Below are 17,742 nucleotides of genomic sequence, written 5' to 3' on the forward strand. Positions count from 1 at the left end.
TTGCAGCTGCAGCTACGCTCAGACTGCCGCCCTGCGCCCCTGCCACGGCCGCTCGCGCTCCAGCTGGCCGGCCAGGCGCAGCAGCAGACCTTCACCACCCAGACGCGCGGTGTACATCATGCCGACCGGCAGGCCGCTGGTGCTCCAGCCGGAAGGCACCGACATGGCCGGCTGGCCGCTGACGTTGGCGACCACGGTGAAGGCGGCGCTGCCGGTGGCGGCACTCGCGTAGTCGTCCCAGGGCTGGCTGAGGCGCAGCTTGCCGAGTTCCGGGGTGAGCGTGGCGGTGACCGGCGAGAGGATGACGTCGAAGCGCTCGAACAGCGCCTCCATCGCCAGGCTGACCGCCTCGAACGACTGGCGCGCGCGGTACAGGCCCTCGCCGGTCACGCCCTGGGCGCGCTCGAGCACCTTGCGGGTGACCTGCTCGAGGTCGCCCTCGCCGGCGCTGCGGCCGAGCAGTTGCTCGCGGTCACGGATGCTGGTCAGCAGGGCCGTGCCGGTGACCGCGCCCTGGGCGCCGAACACCTGCTGCGGCTGCACCGGCAGCGGGATCTGCTCGATCTCGTGGCCGAGCGACAGCAGCAGCTTGACCGTCTCGTCGAGCACCCGTCGGATGTCGGCATCCAGGGCCAGGCCGGTCAGCGACTGGTCGAGCAGCGCCACGCGCAGCTTGCCCGGGGCGCGGCCGACCTCGTCGACGAAGGGCCGCTCCAGCGGCGGCAGCCAGTAGGGGCTGCCCGGTTCGTGGCCCTGCCCGACGTCGAGCAGCAGCGCCGAGTCGCGCACGCTGCGCGACACCACGTGGGCGACGCTGGCGCCGAACCAGCTCTCGAACTTGCCGGGGCCGCTGGGCGTGCGGTAGCGGCTGGGCTTGAGGCCGAACAGGCCGCAATAGGAGGCCGGAATGCGGATCGAGCCGCCACCGTCGGTGGCATGGGCGGCCGGGATGATGCCGGCCGCCACCGCGGCTGCGGCGCCGCCCGAGGAGCCGCCGGCGCTGTGCGCCAGGTTCCAGGGGTTGCGGGTCTGCCCCCACAGTTGCGACTCGGTGGTGGTGGTCAGGCCGAATTCGGGCACCGCCGTCTTGCCGAAGGCCAGCGCGCCGGCGGCCTCGTAGCGGGCGATCAGGGTGCTGGTGTACTTGGCCGGCGGGGCATCCTTGAAGAAGCGCGAGCCGTTGCTGGTCGAGGTGCCGGTCAGGAAGGTGTTGAGGTCCTTGACCAGCATGGGCACCCCAGCAAGGGCGCCCTCGCGGATCAGTCCCTGGCTGCGCCGTGCGGCGATCAGGCTGCGGGCGTAATCGTCGTGGCGCATCACCACGGCATTCACCTTGGGATTGACCGCATCGCAGCGCTGCAGGGCGGCGGCCAGCAGCTCCTCGGCGCTGATCGCGCCGCGGCGCACTTCCTGAGCCATGGCCGTGGCGTCGAGCGCAGCGTATTCGCGCGGCGAGACGCCGGTATCGGCGGCAAAGCCGAAGCGCGGCAGCAGACTCGCACCGGCGAGGACGGCGCCGGCCTTGAGCAGGCTGCGGCGCTGGAGCTGCAGCCCGTGGTCAGACTCGATCTGTTGTTGCCCCTGTGGGACACCAGCCTTATCCATAATTTTTGCCTCTAATTTGTTGTTGTTCGATCGGCTGTCGGCACCGCGACGCAGGGCACTGGCATGTTACCTGTAGGGGCGAATCTATTCGCCAACAATACCCCGCCAGGGCGAATTGATTGCGCGGTCAGTCTTTCACCTGCGGCGCCCAGGCCACGCCGTTGATATGCGCTCCGCCGTCGACGAACAGGGTGTTGCCGGTCAGGTAGCGGGCATCGTCGCTGGCCAGGAAGACGGCGACCGGGCCGATGTCGTCCAGCGGATCGCCGACGCGGCCCATCGGGTTGGCGGCGGCGATGGCTGCGGCATTGTCCGGGTTGGCGCTGGCGAACTTGCGGTAGGCCTCGCTGATCGCGCCGGGACAGATGACGTTGCAGCAGATCTGCTCCGCGGCCCATTCGCGGGCGGCGCTGCGGGTCAGGGTGCGCAGGGCTTCCTTGGCGGCATTGTAGTCAGCGCTGTACAGGTGGGCGTTGACGCCGTTGAGCGAGCACAAATTGATGATGCGCCCGCCGCCGCGTTTCCTGAACTCCGGGAGGGCCGCCTGCATGGCCCAGAAGGCGGCCATCACCGCCATGTCGAAGCCGGCGCGCAGACGCTCGTCGCTGAGGTTCTCCAGGCGGGCGAAGCCGGAACCGCGCCAGGCGTTGTTGACCAGGATGTCCAGCCGGCCGAAGCGGGCGATGGCTTGCTCGACCATGGCCTGCACCTGGGCCTTGTCGGTGACGTCGACCGCCTGGAAGGCGGCGTCCACGCCCCACGCCTCGCGCAGCCAGGCCGCGGTCTGCTCGCCGGCGGCGGCGTCGATTTCCGCCACCAGCACGCTGGCGCCCTCGCGGGCCAGTGCACCGGCGATGCCGCGGCCGATGCCCATGCCGGCACCGGTGACGATGGCCACCCGCCCCTTCAACTTGTCCATGCTCCACTCCTCGTGCGCCTTGCGCAGACAGGCTCGCCTGCTACCCGGCAGGACGAGCCCACTGCTCCACAATGAAGATGCCGCCCACCGGTCGGGCGGGCGGCATGGGTTGACTGTGCCGGCTGAGGCAGCAGCCGCAGCCGGCGTCCTGCGGGACTCAGCGACCCTGCGCGCGGATGGCGTCAGCCGTGTACATGGAGGGGACGTACTTGCCTTCGTTGAGGATCGGCCCGCGCTTGGACTCGTTGGTCAGGCTGTAACCGACGTATTGTCCGGAGTTGAGGTCGTGGTAGAAGGACGAGCCCGCCTGCCAGGCGCTCATGTCGGGGTGGTAGTAGTAGTTGATGAACGCGAACTTCCACAGCTCGCCGCGGGCGTCGTAGTTGTCCGCCATCACGGCGCTCCAGGTGTCCTCGTCGATGAACATCACGCGCTTGCTGTACAGGTGGCGGAAGCCTTCCTTGATGGTCGCCTCCAGCACCCAGACGCGGCGCAGCTCGTGGCGCAGCACGTCGGGGTTGGGATGGTTGGGGGTCAGCATGTCGGCGTACTTGACGTCACCGCTGTTGGCCTTGAAGGCGTTGGCGGGAACGTACATCTCGCGCTTGCCGAGCAGCTTCCACTGGTAGCGATCGGGGGCGCCGTTGAACAGGCGGTCCTCGTCGATGATCATGGTGCCGTTGGTGCCGATCATCGGCTGGTCATAGCCATAGCCCGGCAACTGGCGCACGCGCCGGGTGCCCGGGTTGTAGGTCCAGGCCTGACGGGTGCTGGTCTCGAAGTTGTAGGGCTCGTGGGAGACGTTCATGGTGCCCTTCTCGCGCTGGGGAGAGAGCGTGGTGTTCCAGCTCATCGCCTGCATGCCGGTGGCGGTGTCCGGCTCCACCTTCGGGTCGTTGGCCTGCGACATGTTGCGCTGCCACGTGCGGCCCCAGGCGATCTTGCCATTGGGCAGCACGCTGGCGATGTCGCGGATATTGTCCTCGGTAAAGGCACGCGCCGGCAGCTGGTGGTTCCACAGCACTTCCATGGCGCTCTTCGGAATCGGGAACGGCACCTGGCCGAGTCCCTTGACGCCCATGCCGCCGTTCTCGAGCTCGGCGGTCAGCGCGTTCTTCTTCGCCCGCTCGCAGACGTAGTCCGGGTAGCGGTAGTCGCGGTGCCCCGGGTAGACGTTGATCTTGTAGGTCTCCGGGTAGCGCTTGAGCAGCGTCTTCTGGCCTTCGCTCAGGCGCTCGGCGTACTGCGCCATGTTCTGCGCGGTGATCACGGTGACCGGCTTCTCGTCCGCGTAGGGGTCGACCGGCTTCTGTCCGGAGAAACGCACGTGATTCCAGCCGGGCACCTCCCCCAGGTATTTGCCGGTGAACGCGGGGATGCTGCCGTCCGCATTGCCGGCACGCTCGGCACCGGTACAGGTGAGTTCCTTGCCGAGCTTGGCGGCTTCCTCGGGGCTTACCTTGGCGTGGGCGCTGGCGATCAGGCCTGCATTGACCGCCAGCGCTATGGCTAGCGCAACACCTTTTCTGTTCATTGTTGTTGGTCTCCGATGGGGTGGTCCGGCTTTGGTGCCGGAGTCCATGTTTCCCAATGCAGCGACTCCGCATCATCGTCCATCAGGACTACAAGAAACCGCTTCCGGCCGGGAGGCCTGGCGCCTGCTCCAGGCAGCGGAAAACGCCAGCGCCCGCACCCGAGACTTCCGGGGAAGCTCGGGGGCGGGCGCTATCGGGGACGCGTCTGGAAAGGCGGTTCTAGCGCAGGAAACGGCGCAGGAAATCCTCGCGCAGTTCGCGCTTGAGCAGCTTGCCGGAGGCGTTGCGCGGCAGCTCGGTGCTGCTCAGCAGGACGTGCTCGGGCACCTTGAAGGCCGCCAGGTGGGCGGCGATGTGCGCGTGCAGCGCCACCTCGTCCACCCCGCTGCCCTCACGCACCCGTGCGACCAGCGCCACCGCCTCGCCCATCCGCTCGTCCGGCACGGCGAAGGCCGCAGCCTCCATCACCCCATCCAGGCCGCAGGCGCAGGCCTCGACCTCGGCGGCGGCGATCTTCTCGCCGCCACGGTTGATCAGATCCTTGATGCGGTCGGTGATCCTCAGGAAGCCCTCGTCGTCCACACAGCCGACGTCGCCGGTGGCCAGCCAGCCGCCCTGCAGCGCCTCGGCGGTCGCCTCGGGCTGCTGCCAGTAGCCGCGCATCAGGGTTGGCGAACGCAGCCAGATCTGCCCTTCCGCGCCGGGCGCCTGGGGCGAGTCGGGGGAGTCGCCGATGCGCACCTCGACGATGGGCAGCGGCCAGCCGACGCAGGCTGGCTTGTAGACGAACTGGTCGCCGCCGATGGCCGCGCCGAGACTGTTGCTCTCGGTCATGCCGTAACCAGCGCCGCCGATGGCGTTCGGCTTGACGCTGGTCACTTGCGCCAGCAGTCCCGGGTTGGCCGCCGCACCGCCTAGCCCCAGGCCGAACAGGCTGGCGGTGGCCTCGCTGGCGAAACGCGGCGAGGCCAGCAGCTGCTGCATCATCGCCGGCGAGCCGCTGAACTGGGTGCAGCGCTCGCGCTCGATCAGGTCGAGGGCGCGCTCGGCGTCCCACTTGTACATCAGCACCAGGCGCCGGCCGCCGCGCAGGGCGAGCAGGAACTGCGCGTGCAGACCGCTGACGTGAAACAGCGGCACGGCCATCAGCGAGGTCGGCGCGAAGCCGCTGTCCAGCAGCGCGCGGATGCGTCCGGGCGAGCTCATCGCCGCGAAGGCGCCCTGGAACTCCAGGGCGGCCAGCGCCTGGCACACGGCGCGATGGGTGGACAGCACGCCCTTGGGCTTGCTGGTGGTGCCGGAGGTATAGAGGATCAGCAGCGGATCGTCCGCCTGGAACTCCAGCGGTGGCAGCGGCGCCACCGCCTCGGTGAGCAGCGCCGCATAGTCGTGTACCCGCGCGCTCAGCCCTGGGGCAGCGACCGCGATGGCCTGCAGGTCGAGCGGCTCGAGGTCGCCCTCGATCAGCGCCAGGCGCTGCGCGTCGCAGAGCAGCACCCGCGACCCGGAATCCTCCAGGCCGTGCAGCAGCTCCTCGCGCTGGCCCCAGCTGTTCAGCGGCACCACGATGGCGCCGCTGGCCACCGCGGCGACGAAGGCGACCAGCCAGGCCGGCTGGTTGCGCATGGCGATGGCCACGCGGTCGCCCTTCTGCACGCCGAAGCGGCCGCGCAGCTGGGCGGCCAGGCGGTCGGCCTGGGCGAAGAACTCGGCGAAGGTCAGCCGCTGCTCCTCCCAGACCACGAACTCGCGCTCGCCATGCACGCGCCCGGCGTTCAGCGCGGTCAGCAGGTCCGGTGCGGCGTTGCGAAAGTAGCGCGTGCCGCCGTCGCCGGGCGTGACCACTTCATAGGGCGAGCCAGGGCCGATCAGTTGCTGCCAGGCGGCTTGCCAGTTTTCCAGCGTCATGTCGTATCTCCTGTGCTCAGGTCTGCGATTCGGTCAGCGAACCATAGCGCTGGCAATGGTAATCGCTGTCGCCGAGGCAGGCCTGGGCGACGCGGATGCGCTTGAGGAACAGGCCGACGTCCAGCTCGTCGGTGACGCCGATCCCGCCGTGCAGCTGCACCGCCTCGTTGCTGACCTTGTCGGCGGCGACGCCGGCCTTCCACTTGGCCAGGCTGGCCAGGCGACCGCGCTCGGCGGCGGAGAGGCCGGTATCGTCGAGGGCGGCCAGGCCGCCCATCACCGCGCTGCGCGCCAGCGCCAGCTCCACATGCAACCGCGCAGCGCGGTGCTGCAGGGCCTGGAACGAGCCGATCGGTGCGTCGAACTGCACGCGGGTCTTCAGGTATTCGAGGGTGGTGGCGAACAGCGTCTCGGCGGCGCCGAGCAGTTCGGCGGCCAGGCACACACGGCCGCGATCGAGCGCCGTCTCCAGCACGGCCAGGCCGTTGTCGAGTTCGCCGACCAGCGCATCCGCGCCGACGACCACGCCGTCGAACTGCAGGCGTGCGCAGTTGCGCGAGTCGATCAGCGCCGCCGGTCGCACGCTCAGCCCCGGCGTACCCGCCTCGACCAGCAGCAACGACAGGCCGTGAGCCTCGCCGCGCTGTCCGGCGGTGCGCACCACCACCAGGTAGCCATCGGCGCCGACGCCGTCGACCACGAACAGCTTGCCGCCAGACAGCCGCAAGCCGCCTTCAGTGCGCTCGGCGCGCAGCGTGGTGGCCAGCGGATCGTGGCGGCCGGTCTCGTCGATGGCCAGGGCCAGGCGCTGCTCGCCGCCGATCAGCGCCGGCAGCCAGCGCTCCTGCTGCTCGGGCGTGCCGGCCAGCTGCAGCAGCGAGCCGCCGAGCACCACGCTGGACAGCAGCGGGCTGGCGGAGAGGTTGCGGCCGATCTGCTCGAACAGCGGACCGAGGCTCTGGCAGCCGAAGTCCAGGCCGCCGAAATCTTCGGGGAACGGGATGGCGCTCCAGCCCAGTTCGACGATCTCGCTCCACAGGGCGGCGTCGAAGCCGAGCGGCGCAGCTTCGTCGCGCAGGCGGCGCTGCGCGGCCACCGGACTGCGCGCGGCGAGGAATTCGCGCGCGGTGTCGGCCAGCAGCCGTTGTTCTTGGTTGAAAATCAGGCTCATGGCGTGTTCCTCACTTGGCGTCCGGCAGGCCGAGGACCCGCTTGGCGATGACGTTGAGCTGCACCTCGGAGGCGCCGCCGGCGATGGTCAGGGCGAAGCCGTTCAGCCAGGCCTTGGTGATCGCCAGCTCCTCGCCGGTGAAGGCATCGCCTTCCCAACCGAGGGCGTGATAGCCGAGGGCATCGAGGAGGATCTCGAACTTCTCGCGATCCTGCTCGCTGTGCACCAGCTTCATGATCGCCATCAGCCCGGAGATGTCCTGGCCGCTGCGCGCCTCCTCGCCCATGCGCTGCACGGTGAGGGCGTAGGCGTGCTCGTCCATCGCGCAGACCAGCGCTCGGCTGTGAAGGGCCTGGTCGGCCGCGCTGCGCGGTTCGGGCAGGTAGCGCTCGAGCAGCGGCAGCAGGTGGAAGTGGTTCGGCAGGCTGGTTTCGCCGAACTTGGACATGGCCTTGCGCTCGTGCTGCAGCAGGCTCTTGCCCAGCGTCCAGCCGCCGTTGAGCGGGCCGATCAACTGGCTCTTCGGCACCTTGACGTTGTCGAAGAACACCTGGCAGAACGCCGACTTGCCGCTGATCAGGTCGATCGGGCTGACGCTGATGCCGGGCGAGCGCATGTCCAGCACGATCAGGCTGATGCCCAGGTGCTTGGGCGCGCTCGGGTCGGTACGTACCAGCGCGTACATCCAGTCGGACTTGTCGCCGTAGGAGGTCCAGATCTTGGTGCCGTTGACCACGAAATGGTCGCCCTCGTCGCGGGCGCTGGTCTTCAGGCTGGCCAGGTCGGAACCGGCGTTCGGCTCGGAGAAGCCCTGGCACCAGCGGATCTCGCCGCGCGCCATGGGGGTGAGCAGGTCGCGCTTCTGCTGTTCGCTGCCGTATTCGAGCAGCACCGGGCCGAGCATCCATATCCCTAAGTTGATCTGCGGCGGCCGGCACTTGAGGCGGCGCAGCTCGCTTTCCAGCACCGCCAGCTCGGCAGGCGACAGCCCGCCGCCGCCGTACTCGCGCGGCCAGTCGGGGCAGAACCAGCCCTTGTCGCGCATGCGCTCGAACCACAGGCGCTGGTCTTCACTGCTGAATTCGATCTTGCTGCCGCCCCACACCAGCTCGCCTTCGGGCGTCGGGGTGCGCAGCGAGTGCGGGCAGTTGGCTTCGAGCCAGGCCCGCGTGTCTTGGCGAAAATCGTCGATGGCGCTCATGCCTTTTTATCCTCTTATTCTCAGCGCGGGGAAAACACCGCAAGCGCAGCCGGGGCGGTGACGGTCGGAACCCGGTCAGCGCACTGTACCCAAGTCCCGACCGATGTGTCCCCGCCGCTTAGCGAACGGTGCGCGGCATGCCCAGGCCGAACTGGGCGATCAGCTCGCGCTGGATCTCGTTGGTGCCGCCGCCGAAGGTCAGGGTCACCGAGGCGCGCACCTCGTACTCCAGCTCGCCCTGCAGCAAGGACGCCGCCGAGCCTTCGCGGAGCAGGCCATTGGCGCCGACGATCTCCGACAGCTTGCGCAGGATCTCGATCACCGACTCGGCGCCGTAGACCTTGGTGGTCGAGGCCAGCGCCACGTCCATCTGCCCGCGCTCGAGGTCGGCGGCGATGCGGAAGTTGATCAGCCGCATGGCTTCCAGACGCGCGTAGCACTCGGCCAGCGCGCTGCGCACCCAGGCCTTGTCGATGGCCTTGCGGCCCTGCTCATCGGCGCTCTTCGCCCACAGGTAGACGCGGCGGAACAGCCCGGCGACCTTGTCCGACCAGGAGCCGAGGCCCAGGCGCTCGTGGTTGAGCTGGGCGGTGATCAGCTTCCAGCCGCCGTGCAGCTCGCCCACCAGCATGTCGGCCGGTACCTTGACGTTGTCGTAGTAGGTGGCCGCCGTCGGGTTGCTGCAGGTCGGGATCACCGTGGTCGAGAAGCCGGGCAACTGGGTGTCGAGGATCAGGATCGACACGCCCTTGTGGCGCGGGCGCTCCGGATCGGTGCGCGCGGCCAGCCAGATGTAGTCGGCCGCCTCGGCACCGGAGGTCCACAGCTTGTTGCCGTTGACCACGAAGTGGTCGCCCTCGGGGCGCGCGGTGGTCTTCAGCACGGCCAGGTCGGAGCCTGCGTCCGGCTCGGAGTAGCCGATGGCGAAGATGATCTCGCCGGCGGCGATGCCGGGCAGGAATTTCTCCTTCTGCAGCGCACTGCCGTTCTCCATCAGCGCCGGGCCGACCGTGCTGATGGTCACGAACGGCAGCGGCGCGCCGGCGATGTTGGCTTCCTCGAAGAAGATCAGCTGCTCGGTGGCCGCGTAGCCCTGGCCGCCGTGCTCCTTCGGCCAGCCGACCGCCAGCCAGCCGTCGCGGCCCATCTGGCGGATGGTCTGGCGGTACAGGTCGCCGCCTTCCTTGCCGCGCAGCTCACTGCGCAGCTCGGGGGTCATCAGGTTCTGGAAGTAGTCCCGCACCTTCAGGCGCAGGGCGTGTTGCTCGGGGGTCAGATCGACGAACATGTCGCGCTCCTCATGCTGCGCCCAGGATCAGGCCGCTGGTGGGCACGCCGGTACCGGCGGTGACCAGCACGTTCTCCACGTCGGCAACCTGGTTGACCGAACTGCCGCGCACCTGGCGCACGCCCTCGGCCACGCCGTTCATGCCGTGGATGTAGGCCTCGCCGAGCTGGCCGCCATGGGTGTTGATCGGCAGGCTGCCGCCGCGGGCGTGCAGGCCGTCGCGGATGAAGTCCTTGGCCTCGCCGCGCTTGCAGAAGCCGAACTCCTCCAGCTGCGGCAGCACGAACGGGGTGAAGTGGTCGTAGATCACCGCGGTCTGCAGGTCCTGCGGGCCGAGGCCGGACTGCGCGTACAGCTCACGCGCCACCACGCCCATCTCCGGCAGGCCGGTGATGTCCTCGCGGTAGAACGAGGTCATGCTCTGCTGGCCCTCGGCGATGCCCTGCGAGGCGCCCTTGATGATCACCGGCTTCTGGCGCAGGTCGCGGGCGCGCTCGGCCGAGGTGATGACCATGGCCACCGCGCCGTCGGACTCCTGGCAGCAGTCGAGCAGGTGCAGCGGTTCGCAGATCCAGCGCGAGGCCTGGTGCTCCTCGAGGGTGATCGGCTTGCCGTAGAAGAACGCCGCCGGGTTGGTGGCGGCGAAGTCGCGCACCGCCACCGCGACGCGGCCGAAGTCTTCCGAGGTGGCGCCGTAGGTGTGCATGTAGCGCTGGGCGAACATGCCGACCCAGGCGGCCGGGGTGTGCAGGCCGTGCGGCATGTACCAGCCGTAGTTGACCGCGTCGAAGATCGGCGCACCGCCGAAGTCATGCGGCTTGCCGAAGCGGTACCAGGAGCGCTCGTTCATCGCCCGGTACACCACCACCACCTTGGCCACGCCGGTGGCCACGGCCATCGCCGCGTGCATCAGCGGCGCACAGGCGCCGCCGCCGCCGTGGGGGATCTGCGAGAAGAACTTGACGTTCTTGCAGCCGAGCAGACGCGCCACCTCGTATTCGGGCACGTTGTCCATGGTGTAGGAGCTGAAGCCCTCCACCTCGGACGGGTCGATGCCGGCGTCGGCCAGCGCGGCCAGGGTCGCTTCCATGGCCAGGCGCAGCTCGGTGCGCCCGGAGTTCTTGGAGAATTCGGTCGCACCGAGGCCGACGATGGCCGCGCGTCCGGAAATTGAATTGCTGCTCATATCCTGTCTCCTGCGCCTTACGGCAGCATCAGCGTGGCCGTGCCGGTCACGTGGTTGCCCATGGAGTTCTTGCCCTTCAACGCCACCTGCACGGTGCGGCTGGCCTCGTCGCGGGCACTCACCTCGCCACTGAAGGTCATGGTGTCGCCCGGGTAGTTGGGCGCGCCCAGCTTGATCTTCAGATCGGCGAAGCGCGCCGCGGGACCGGCCCACTCCTCGATGTAGCGCTGCACCAGGCCGCTGGTGGTAAGGATGTTCATGAACACGTGGGGCGAGCCGAGCTCGCGCGCGGCGTCCTTGTCGTGGTGGCCGGGGAAGTAGTCGCGGGTGGCGATGGCGCCGGCGGCGATCAGCTGCACGGTGATCGGGATCGCCAGCTCCGGCAGCGCTTCGCCGGGACGCACGTCGTCAAATGCCTTGGTTTTCTTCGAGGTCATATTTCCATCCCAGCTTGTCGTTGTTGGCCAGCCAGTCGCCGAGGCGCTCGAGGCTTGCGGCAGCGCCGCCCAGGGTGATGCCCAGGGCGCGACTCCAGTAGAGGTAGCGGTGGATCGGGTAGGTCAGGTCGACGCCGATGCCGCCGTGCACGTGTTGCGCCTTGTGGCCGACCAGGTGGCCGGCCTCGCAGGCCAGGTACTTGGTCGCCAGCGCCTCGGCGTTGGCCGGCAGGCCGGCGTCGAGGCGCCAGACCAGCTGCCACAGCGACGAGCGCAGCGCTTCAAGCGCGATGTGGGCGTCGGCCATGCTCATCTGCACCGCCTGGAAGCTGCCGATGGCGCGGTCGAACTGCTTGCGCTCGCTGACATACTCGACCGTGCGACGGATCTGCTCGGCGGAGACGCCCAGCTGCAGGGCGGCCAGCGCGGCGATGGCGCGGCTTTCCAGCCAGTCGAGGGCGGCCTCCGGCAGCACCTGGTCGGCGCCGATCAGCACGCCGCTCAATTGCAGGTCGGCCACCGCCTCGCCGTGGGTCAGCACGCCGGGGATGCGGCTCACCCCCTGGCTATCCAGCTCCAGCACGACCAGTCGCGGCCCCTGCGGGAACTGGGCGAGCACCACGGCGGCGCCGGCCTGGCCGCCCTGCGGCAGCGCCGCAACCCGGCCATCCAGGCTCCAGCCGTTGACCCGCGGGCGGGCCTCCAACTCGATGCCCAGCGCCCGGCCCTGGCCGTCCAGCGACAGGCCGAGCAGCAGCGAGTCCTCGGCCGCCGCCCGCACCAGCGGCAGGGCGCGCTCGCCGCCGAAGCGGCCCAACAGCGCCGCCGCCAGCTGGTGACGCCACAACGGCACCTGCCCCAGCGCGCGGCCCTGGGCTTCCAGCACCAGCATCAGTTCAGTCATGCCCAGGCCGCTGCCGCCGAGGTCCTCGGGGATGGCCAGGGCATGCAGACCGGTTTCCACGCAGCTCTGCCACAGCGGCGCCATGAACGGCTCGCCGGAGCCGTCGAAGGCGCGCAGGCGGTCGTCGGTGCAGTAGTCGGCGAACAGGCTGCCGGCCATCTCGGCGATAGCGCGCTGTTCCTCGTTCAGTTCGAAATCCATGCTGCGCTCCTCACTCGGCAACCGGCCGGAACATCGGCAGGGTCAGCTCGTCATCGAAGGTGTGGAACTCGACCTGCAGGGCCTGACCGATGGCCAGCTCGTCGCGCTTGACGCCAACCAGCCCGGCGACCAGGCGCACGCCCTCCTCCAGCTCGATCAGGCCGATCGGGTTCGGATAGTCGAACGGCGGCACCTCGGGGTAGTGCATGACCACGAAGGAGTACAGGGTCGCCTTGCCGCTGGCCACCTGACTGTCCCAGTCGAAGGAATGGCAGCTGCTGCACACCGGTGCCGGCGGATGACGCAGGGTGCTGCAGGCGGTGCAGCGCTGGATCAGCAGCTGGCCCTTGTCGCAGCCTTCCCAGAAGAAGCGGTTGTCGTCGCTGATGCCCGGCTTGGAGCGCTTGATCTTCGGGATCGCCGCCGCAGCCTCGCCCTGCTCCACCGCCTTGACCGGATTGGCCGGGCGGAACTTGAACACGCGAAACAGCAGCTGGCCGACCGGCTCGTCGCCTTCTGGCTTCTCGGAGAAGAAGCTCATGATCAGGGTGACGAAGAAGCCGGTGCCCAGGCCCGTGGTCTTCTCCTCGCCCACCGCGTCGAGGCGGGTGGTGTAGTAGAGCTTTTCGCCCAGCTTCAGGTAGCGCGCGAAGCTGAGTTCGGAGTTCACCGCCACCACCGAGGCGTAGCCGTTGGCCTCGAGCAGCTTGAGCACCTCGTAGGGGTTCTCGTCGGTCGAGCCCGGCGCATAGTTGTTCATGTGCAGGCCTTCGAGGCACCAGGCCTGCAGCATGGCCGGCGGCGCGACGATGCCGCCGTGCTCGCTGCTGGCCGCGTAGTCGGCGTCGGTGTAGAGCGGATTGTCGACGCCCATCACCTCGCACCACTGGCGGATCATCGGCGCGTTGACCACGTCCCAGGCGTAGACGCGACCGTACTCGCGTCCCACCATGGCCCGCACGGCGGGCATGAATTCTTGTTCAGCCAAGATGTTCTCCTCGGAGTTGAGGGCGCACCGCCGCACGGCGGGCGCGCCGGCTTCGGTCATTGATGGGCGGAATTGGCTGCCGACAGGAAGGCGGGACGTTCCCCGCCCCCGTGCAGCAGGAGGTTGCAGCCGCTGGCGTAACCGGCCAGCGGCGAGGCGATGTACAGGCAGGCGTTGCCGATGTCCTCGGGGCTGGCCATGCGCCCAGCCGGGATGGTGGCGCCGACGGCGGCGATGCCTTGCTCGTCGCCGTAGTGCAGGTGCGCCTGTTCGGTGCGCACCAGGCCCGGACTGACGGTGACCACGCGCACCTTGGGCGCCCACTCCACCGCGAGCGAAGTGACCAGGGCCAGCACGCCGGCCTTGGCCGCGCCGTAGGCAGCGGTGCCCGGAGAAGGACGCAGGGCGCTGATGCTGCCGATGAAGACGATCACCCCACCCTGCTCCTGGCGCTGCATCAGCCGGTTGGCGTGCTGGGCGACGTTGAGCGGGGCGATGAGGTTGAGGCGGATGATGCCCTCGTGAAAGCGCGGCGAAGCCTCGTCGGCCAGCACGTGCGGGCTGCCGCCGGCATTGTTGACCAGCACGTCGAGCCGCCCGCAGCGCTCCTCGATCACCGCGAACAGGGTGGCCAGCGAGTCGGCGTCGCGCACGTCGGCGGTGAGGAATTCGGCCTGGCGGCCGTCGGCCGCGGGCAGGGTCTCGGGGGCGTTGCGACCGCAGACCAGCACGCGGGCGCCGGCGGCGAGAAAGCTCTGCGCGATGCCCGCGCCGACGCCCTTGGTGCCGCCGGTGACCAGCACCACCTTGCCGGCGAAATCGAGGTTCTGAGTGGCCATTGCATGCTCCTTTCATAGCTGCATGGCTTCACTCTAGGGGCAGGCCGGCGCCGCACTCGTCGTTCAAACGGACGATGAGTGACAGTCCGAAGCCTGCGAACAATGCGCCCATCCCTCCTGCCTTATAGAGAGGTCGCGCATGTCCGCCGACAACCTTCTTCCCGTGCTTCTCGACTTTCCCAGCGAGGGCGTGGCGCGGCTGCGCCTGAACCGGCCGCAGGCCACCAACGCGCTGAGCCTGGAGCTGCAGGCGCTGCTCTCGCAGCACTTCAGCGAACTGGGCAGCGACCCGGCGGTGCGCTGCATCGTGCTCACCGGCGGCGACAAGGTGTTCGCCGCCGGCGGCGACATCACCAGCATGGCCGGCGTCGGCGCCATCGACATCTACCAGCGACATACCGAGCGGGTCTGGGCACCGATCCAGCACTGTCCCAAGCCGGTGATCGCCGCGGTGTGCGGCTACGCCTACGGCGGCGGCTGCGAGCTGGCGATGCTCGCCGACATCATCGTCGCCGGCCGCGGCGCGAAGTTCTGCCAGCCGGAAATCCGCATCGGCATCATGCCCGGCATCGGCGGCACCCAGCGCCTGGTGCGCGCGGTGGGCAAGGCCAAGGCCATGAGCATGGCCCTCACCGGCCGGCCGATCAGCGCCGAGGAGGCCTGGGTGGCCGGCCTGGTCAGCGAACTGGTCGACGACGCCGAGGTGCAGGAACGCGCCCTGGAGATGGCGCGCGACATCGCCGGCATGCCGCCGCTGGCCGCCGAGCAGATCAAGGAAGTGATCATCGCCGGCCTGGATGCCTCGCTGGAGACCGGCCTGGCCCTGGAGCGCAAGGCCAACGCCCTGCTGTTCGCCTCGCGCGATCAGAAGGAAGGCATGCAGGCGTTCATCGACAAGCGCAAGCCGCGTTTCGAGGGGCGCTGAGGCCGTTCCTCAGCAGGCGACCAGCTTGTCCTGCACCGATAGGCGCATCACATAGCCAAGCTTGACCAGCGACGGGCCGACGATGGTCAGCATGTGCGAGCCGACCACCATGCCGAGGCCGATGGCCTCGTCGAAGCAATAGGCGCCGAGCACGCCGACGATCAGGATCGCCACGCCGGACAGCACCAGGTTGTTGGCCAGGTTGAACACACTTCTGGGGGATTCGAGCACGCCAGACATGTCAGATACCTCCACGACTGCTTTCACAATGTGCAGATAACCAATCAGGAAGCGTGCCAGGCGTGCGGGGCCTTGCAGATCAATAACCTAGCGCAGCGCTCTGGAATTTGCAGTCAAATCGACATGAACCACTGCTGTCATCCAGACTACGCAGCGAGTCGGAATGACTCGCACATCTTGCCGTAGGGTGCACCCTGCGAGCCCTACCCGGCTTTTCTTACCGAACGGCGGGCACGATTGTCCGGCCCGCTCCTGGACCTGCCCGGCTGACCCCAGAGCCGAATAGCCACCACAATCGGCTCACCAAATGAGCCGAATAAAACCCGTATTCGGCTCATCACCCGCGAGCAGGCCGACGATGGAACATTCCCGCTGGATCAGGCAGCGGCACCGCGGGGAGACGCTGTAGGCCGAGCAGATCAAGGTGCTCAACCGACTGCTGAATGGCGGCGAACGCGGCTTCGCGGACGGCATCAGTGCCGCCCAGTACCAGGCCGTCGCCAATGTCTCCAAGGCCAGCGCCGCAAGCGCCGCCGGCATGCCTGTCACGCAATGCTAAACGTCTGTCGCAGGATGGTAAGCAGTTGCCAGCACCAACCCCTAGATTGCCTGCCCATCCGGCCACGCGATCTTGCCTCTGTTGCGGATGCGGGACCTTATTTGCAGAACATCGGGTAAAAAATGCACAACATGCCGCCCTTCTCCGCCTTCTTCTCGGCCAACCTGCCTTTCGTTGCCCGCGCAGCCCTGGAGCCATTGCGCTCCTGGGTTCGCCAGAGTCCCTGGTTCCGGGACCATGACACCGATGCCTGGTTCGAGGTCGACGCCGCCGCCCTTGAGCGCCTGCAGAGCGAATACAACGGCGAATGGGCCACCCTCGGCATGCAGGTGCTCACCCACCAGCCGTTCGCCTTCACCGACTCGCGCTTTGCCGGCAGCGCCTGGAACCAGCCGCTGTTCGGTTCGCTGGCGGCGCTGTACCTGCTCAACTCGCGCTTCCTGATGCGTCTGCTCGATCTGCTGCCAATCGACTCGGCCAAGCTGCGCACGCGACTCGTCTTCCTGGTCGAGCAACTGATCGCCGCCGGAGCGCCGAGCAACTGCCTGGGCAGCAACCCGGAAGCGCTCGAGCGCGCGGTACACTCCGGCGGGGCCAGCCTGTTCAGCGGCCTGCTACACTTGGCCAGCGACCTCAAGGAAGGCAAGCTGCGCCAGTGCGACAGCGCTGCCTTCGAGGTGGGCGTCAACCTGGCCACCACACCCGGCCACGTGGTCTACCAGAACCCGCTGTTCCAGCTGATCCAGTACGCGCCGCAGAGTGCAACCCAGTACAAGCGTCCGCTGCTGCTGGTGCCGCCGGCGATCAACAAGTACTACATCCTCGACATGCAGCCGGAGAGCTCCTTCGTCCGCAATGCGCTGGAACAGGGCCATCCGGTGTACCTGGCGTCCTGGCGCAACGCCGACGAAAGCCTCGCCGCCACCACCTGGGACGACTACGTCGAGCAGGGCATCGTCGAGGCGATCAAGGTCACCCAGGCGATCAGCGGCGAGCAGCAGCTCAACCTGCTCGGCTACTGCGTCGGCGGCACCCTGCTGGCCTGCGGCCTCGGCGTGCTCGCCGCGCGTGGCGAAAAGCCGGCGGCCAGCCTGACCCTGCTGGTCACCCTGCTCGACTTCGAGGACCCCGGCGTGCTCGGGGTGTTCATCGACGAGAAGATCGTCCGCTATCGCGAGCACGCCATCGGCGGCGCGGACGGCCACTACGGCCTGTTCCGCGGCGAGGACATGGGCAACACCTTCTCCCTGCTGCGCCCCAACGAGCTGTGGTGGAACTACGGCGTCGACAAGTACCTCAAGGGCCAGAAGCCGCGCTCGCTGGACCTGCTCTACTGGAACAACGACCACACCCATCTGCCCGGGGCCATGTACTGCTGGTACCTGCGCCACACCTACCTGCAGAACGAGCTGAAGACCGGCAAGCTCGAGGTCTGCGGCGAAACCCTCGACCTGTCCAAGCTAGACATGCCGACCTACGTCGTCGGCGCCCGCGAGGACCACATCGTGCCATGGCGCAGCGCCTTCACCAGCTCACGTCTGCTCAAGGGGCCGACCCGCTTCGTGCTCGGTGCTTCGGGACACATCGCCGGCATCATCAACCCGGCCTCGAAGAACAAGCGCAACTACTGGACCAGCGATGCGCTGCCGGCCGACCCGGATCAGTGGCTGGAAGGCGCTACCGAACAACCCGGCAGCTGGTGGCTCGACTGGACCAACTGGCTGGGCCAGCATGCCGGCAAACAGGGCAAGCCGGTCACCCGCCTCGGCTCGGCCGACTACCCGCCGCTGGAGGCCGCCCCTGGCCAGTACGTGCTGGCCCGCAGCTGACCCAAGC

At 68.5% G+C, this 17,742-nt stretch carries 15 protein-coding genes and 1 pseudogene; 3 read left to right on the top strand and 13 right to left on the bottom strand.

Features of this window, described 5'->3' with window-relative positions; translation table 11 throughout:
- Positions 1-18: 18 nt before the first annotated feature.
- The 12 genes from BM297_RS04710 to BM297_RS04765 form a co-directional block, all read right to left on the bottom strand.
- Positions 19-1,605 (bottom strand): amidase, encoded by a 1,587-nt coding sequence (locus BM297_RS04710; RefSeq protein ID WP_092428816.1) that lies wholly within the window; start codon positions 1,603-1,605, stop codon positions 19-21.
- 127 nt (positions 1,606-1,732) lie between these two features.
- Positions 1,733-2,524, bottom strand: a complete 792-nt coding sequence (locus BM297_RS04715; RefSeq protein ID WP_092428818.1) for an SDR family NAD(P)-dependent oxidoreductase — start codon at positions 2,522-2,524, stop codon at positions 1,733-1,735.
- A 157-nt stretch (positions 2,525-2,681) separates the two neighbouring features.
- A complete protein-coding gene (locus tag BM297_RS04720) occupies positions 2,682-4,058 on the bottom strand; it encodes a DUF1329 domain-containing protein (protein WP_092428820.1) in 1,377 nt (458 codons plus the stop codon).
- Between the two features lie 220 nt (positions 4,059-4,278).
- The gene (locus tag BM297_RS04725) at positions 4,279-5,967 is read right to left on the bottom strand and encodes a class I adenylate-forming enzyme family protein (RefSeq protein WP_092428821.1); all 1,689 of its coding nucleotides are present in this window, start codon (positions 5,965-5,967) and stop codon (positions 4,279-4,281) included.
- Between the two features lie 16 nt (positions 5,968-5,983).
- Complete coding sequence (locus BM297_RS04730; RefSeq protein ID WP_092428822.1) at positions 5,984-7,138, bottom strand: acyl-CoA dehydrogenase family protein; 1,155 nt, start codon at positions 7,136-7,138, stop codon at positions 5,984-5,986.
- 10 nt (positions 7,139-7,148) lie between these two features.
- Complete coding sequence (locus BM297_RS04735; protein ID WP_092428824.1) at positions 7,149-8,339, bottom strand: acyl-CoA dehydrogenase family protein; 1,191 nt, start codon at positions 8,337-8,339, stop codon at positions 7,149-7,151.
- A 118-nt stretch (positions 8,340-8,457) separates the two neighbouring features.
- On the bottom strand, positions 8,458-9,627 hold the full coding sequence (locus BM297_RS04740) for an acyl-CoA dehydrogenase family protein (RefSeq protein WP_092428826.1): 1,170 nt from the start codon (positions 9,625-9,627) through the stop codon (positions 8,458-8,460).
- Positions 9,628-9,637: 10 nt separating this feature from the next.
- A complete protein-coding gene (locus tag BM297_RS04745) occupies positions 9,638-10,813 on the bottom strand; it encodes a lipid-transfer protein (protein ID WP_092428828.1) in 1,176 nt (391 codons plus the stop codon).
- A gap of 17 nt (positions 10,814-10,830) precedes the next feature.
- On the bottom strand, positions 10,831-11,250 hold the full coding sequence (locus BM297_RS04750) for a MaoC family dehydratase (protein ID WP_092428830.1): 420 nt from the start codon (positions 11,248-11,250) through the stop codon (positions 10,831-10,833).
- Positions 11,222-12,355 carry an acyl-CoA dehydrogenase family protein gene (locus BM297_RS04755; protein WP_092428832.1) on the bottom strand — a complete coding sequence of 378 codons (1,134 nt, stop codon included), beginning with the start codon at positions 12,353-12,355 and terminating at the stop codon, positions 11,222-11,224. The genes BM297_RS04750 and BM297_RS04755 overlap by 29 nt, the downstream gene beginning before the upstream one ends.
- Before the next feature lie 10 nt (positions 12,356-12,365).
- The gene (locus BM297_RS04760; RefSeq protein ID WP_394328007.1) at positions 12,366-13,325 is read right to left on the bottom strand and encodes a bifunctional MaoC family dehydratase N-terminal/OB-fold nucleic acid binding domain-containing protein; all 960 of its coding nucleotides are present in this window, start codon (positions 13,323-13,325) and stop codon (positions 12,366-12,368) included.
- A 74-nt stretch (positions 13,326-13,399) separates the two neighbouring features.
- Complete coding sequence (locus BM297_RS04765; RefSeq protein ID WP_092428836.1) at positions 13,400-14,182, bottom strand: SDR family oxidoreductase; 783 nt, start codon at positions 14,180-14,182, stop codon at positions 13,400-13,402.
- A gap of 139 nt (positions 14,183-14,321) precedes the next feature.
- On the opposite strand from BM297_RS04765, the gene BM297_RS04770 reads away from it, so the two are divergent.
- Entirely contained in the window at positions 14,322-15,107 is a 786-nt protein-coding gene (locus BM297_RS04770) for an enoyl-CoA hydratase (RefSeq protein WP_092428838.1), read from the top strand.
- A gap of 9 nt (positions 15,108-15,116) precedes the next feature.
- Here the strand turns inward: BM297_RS04770 and BM297_RS04775 are convergent, their stop codons facing one another.
- Positions 15,117-15,347 (bottom strand): hypothetical protein, encoded by a 231-nt coding sequence (locus BM297_RS04775; RefSeq protein WP_092428840.1) that lies wholly within the window; start codon positions 15,345-15,347, stop codon positions 15,117-15,119.
- Between the two features lie 382 nt (positions 15,348-15,729).
- On the opposite strand from BM297_RS04775, the pseudogene BM297_RS22095 reads away from it, so the two are divergent.
- Both BM297_RS22095 and phaC read left to right on the top strand, forming a co-directional pair.
- A pseudogene (locus BM297_RS22095) lies at positions 15,730-15,870 on the top strand (DUF4172 domain-containing protein); the annotation flags it as partial.
- Between the two features lie 158 nt (positions 15,871-16,028).
- Positions 16,029-17,735: a class I poly(R)-hydroxyalkanoic acid synthase gene (gene phaC / locus BM297_RS04785; protein WP_092428842.1), complete on the top strand. Its 1,707-nt coding sequence runs from the start codon at positions 16,029-16,031 to the stop codon at positions 17,733-17,735.
- Positions 17,736-17,742 lie beyond the last annotated feature (7 nt).

The organism is Geopseudomonas sagittaria (assembly GCF_900115715.1).
Taxonomy (GTDB): Bacteria; Pseudomonadota; Gammaproteobacteria; order Pseudomonadales; family Pseudomonadaceae; genus Geopseudomonas; species Geopseudomonas sagittaria.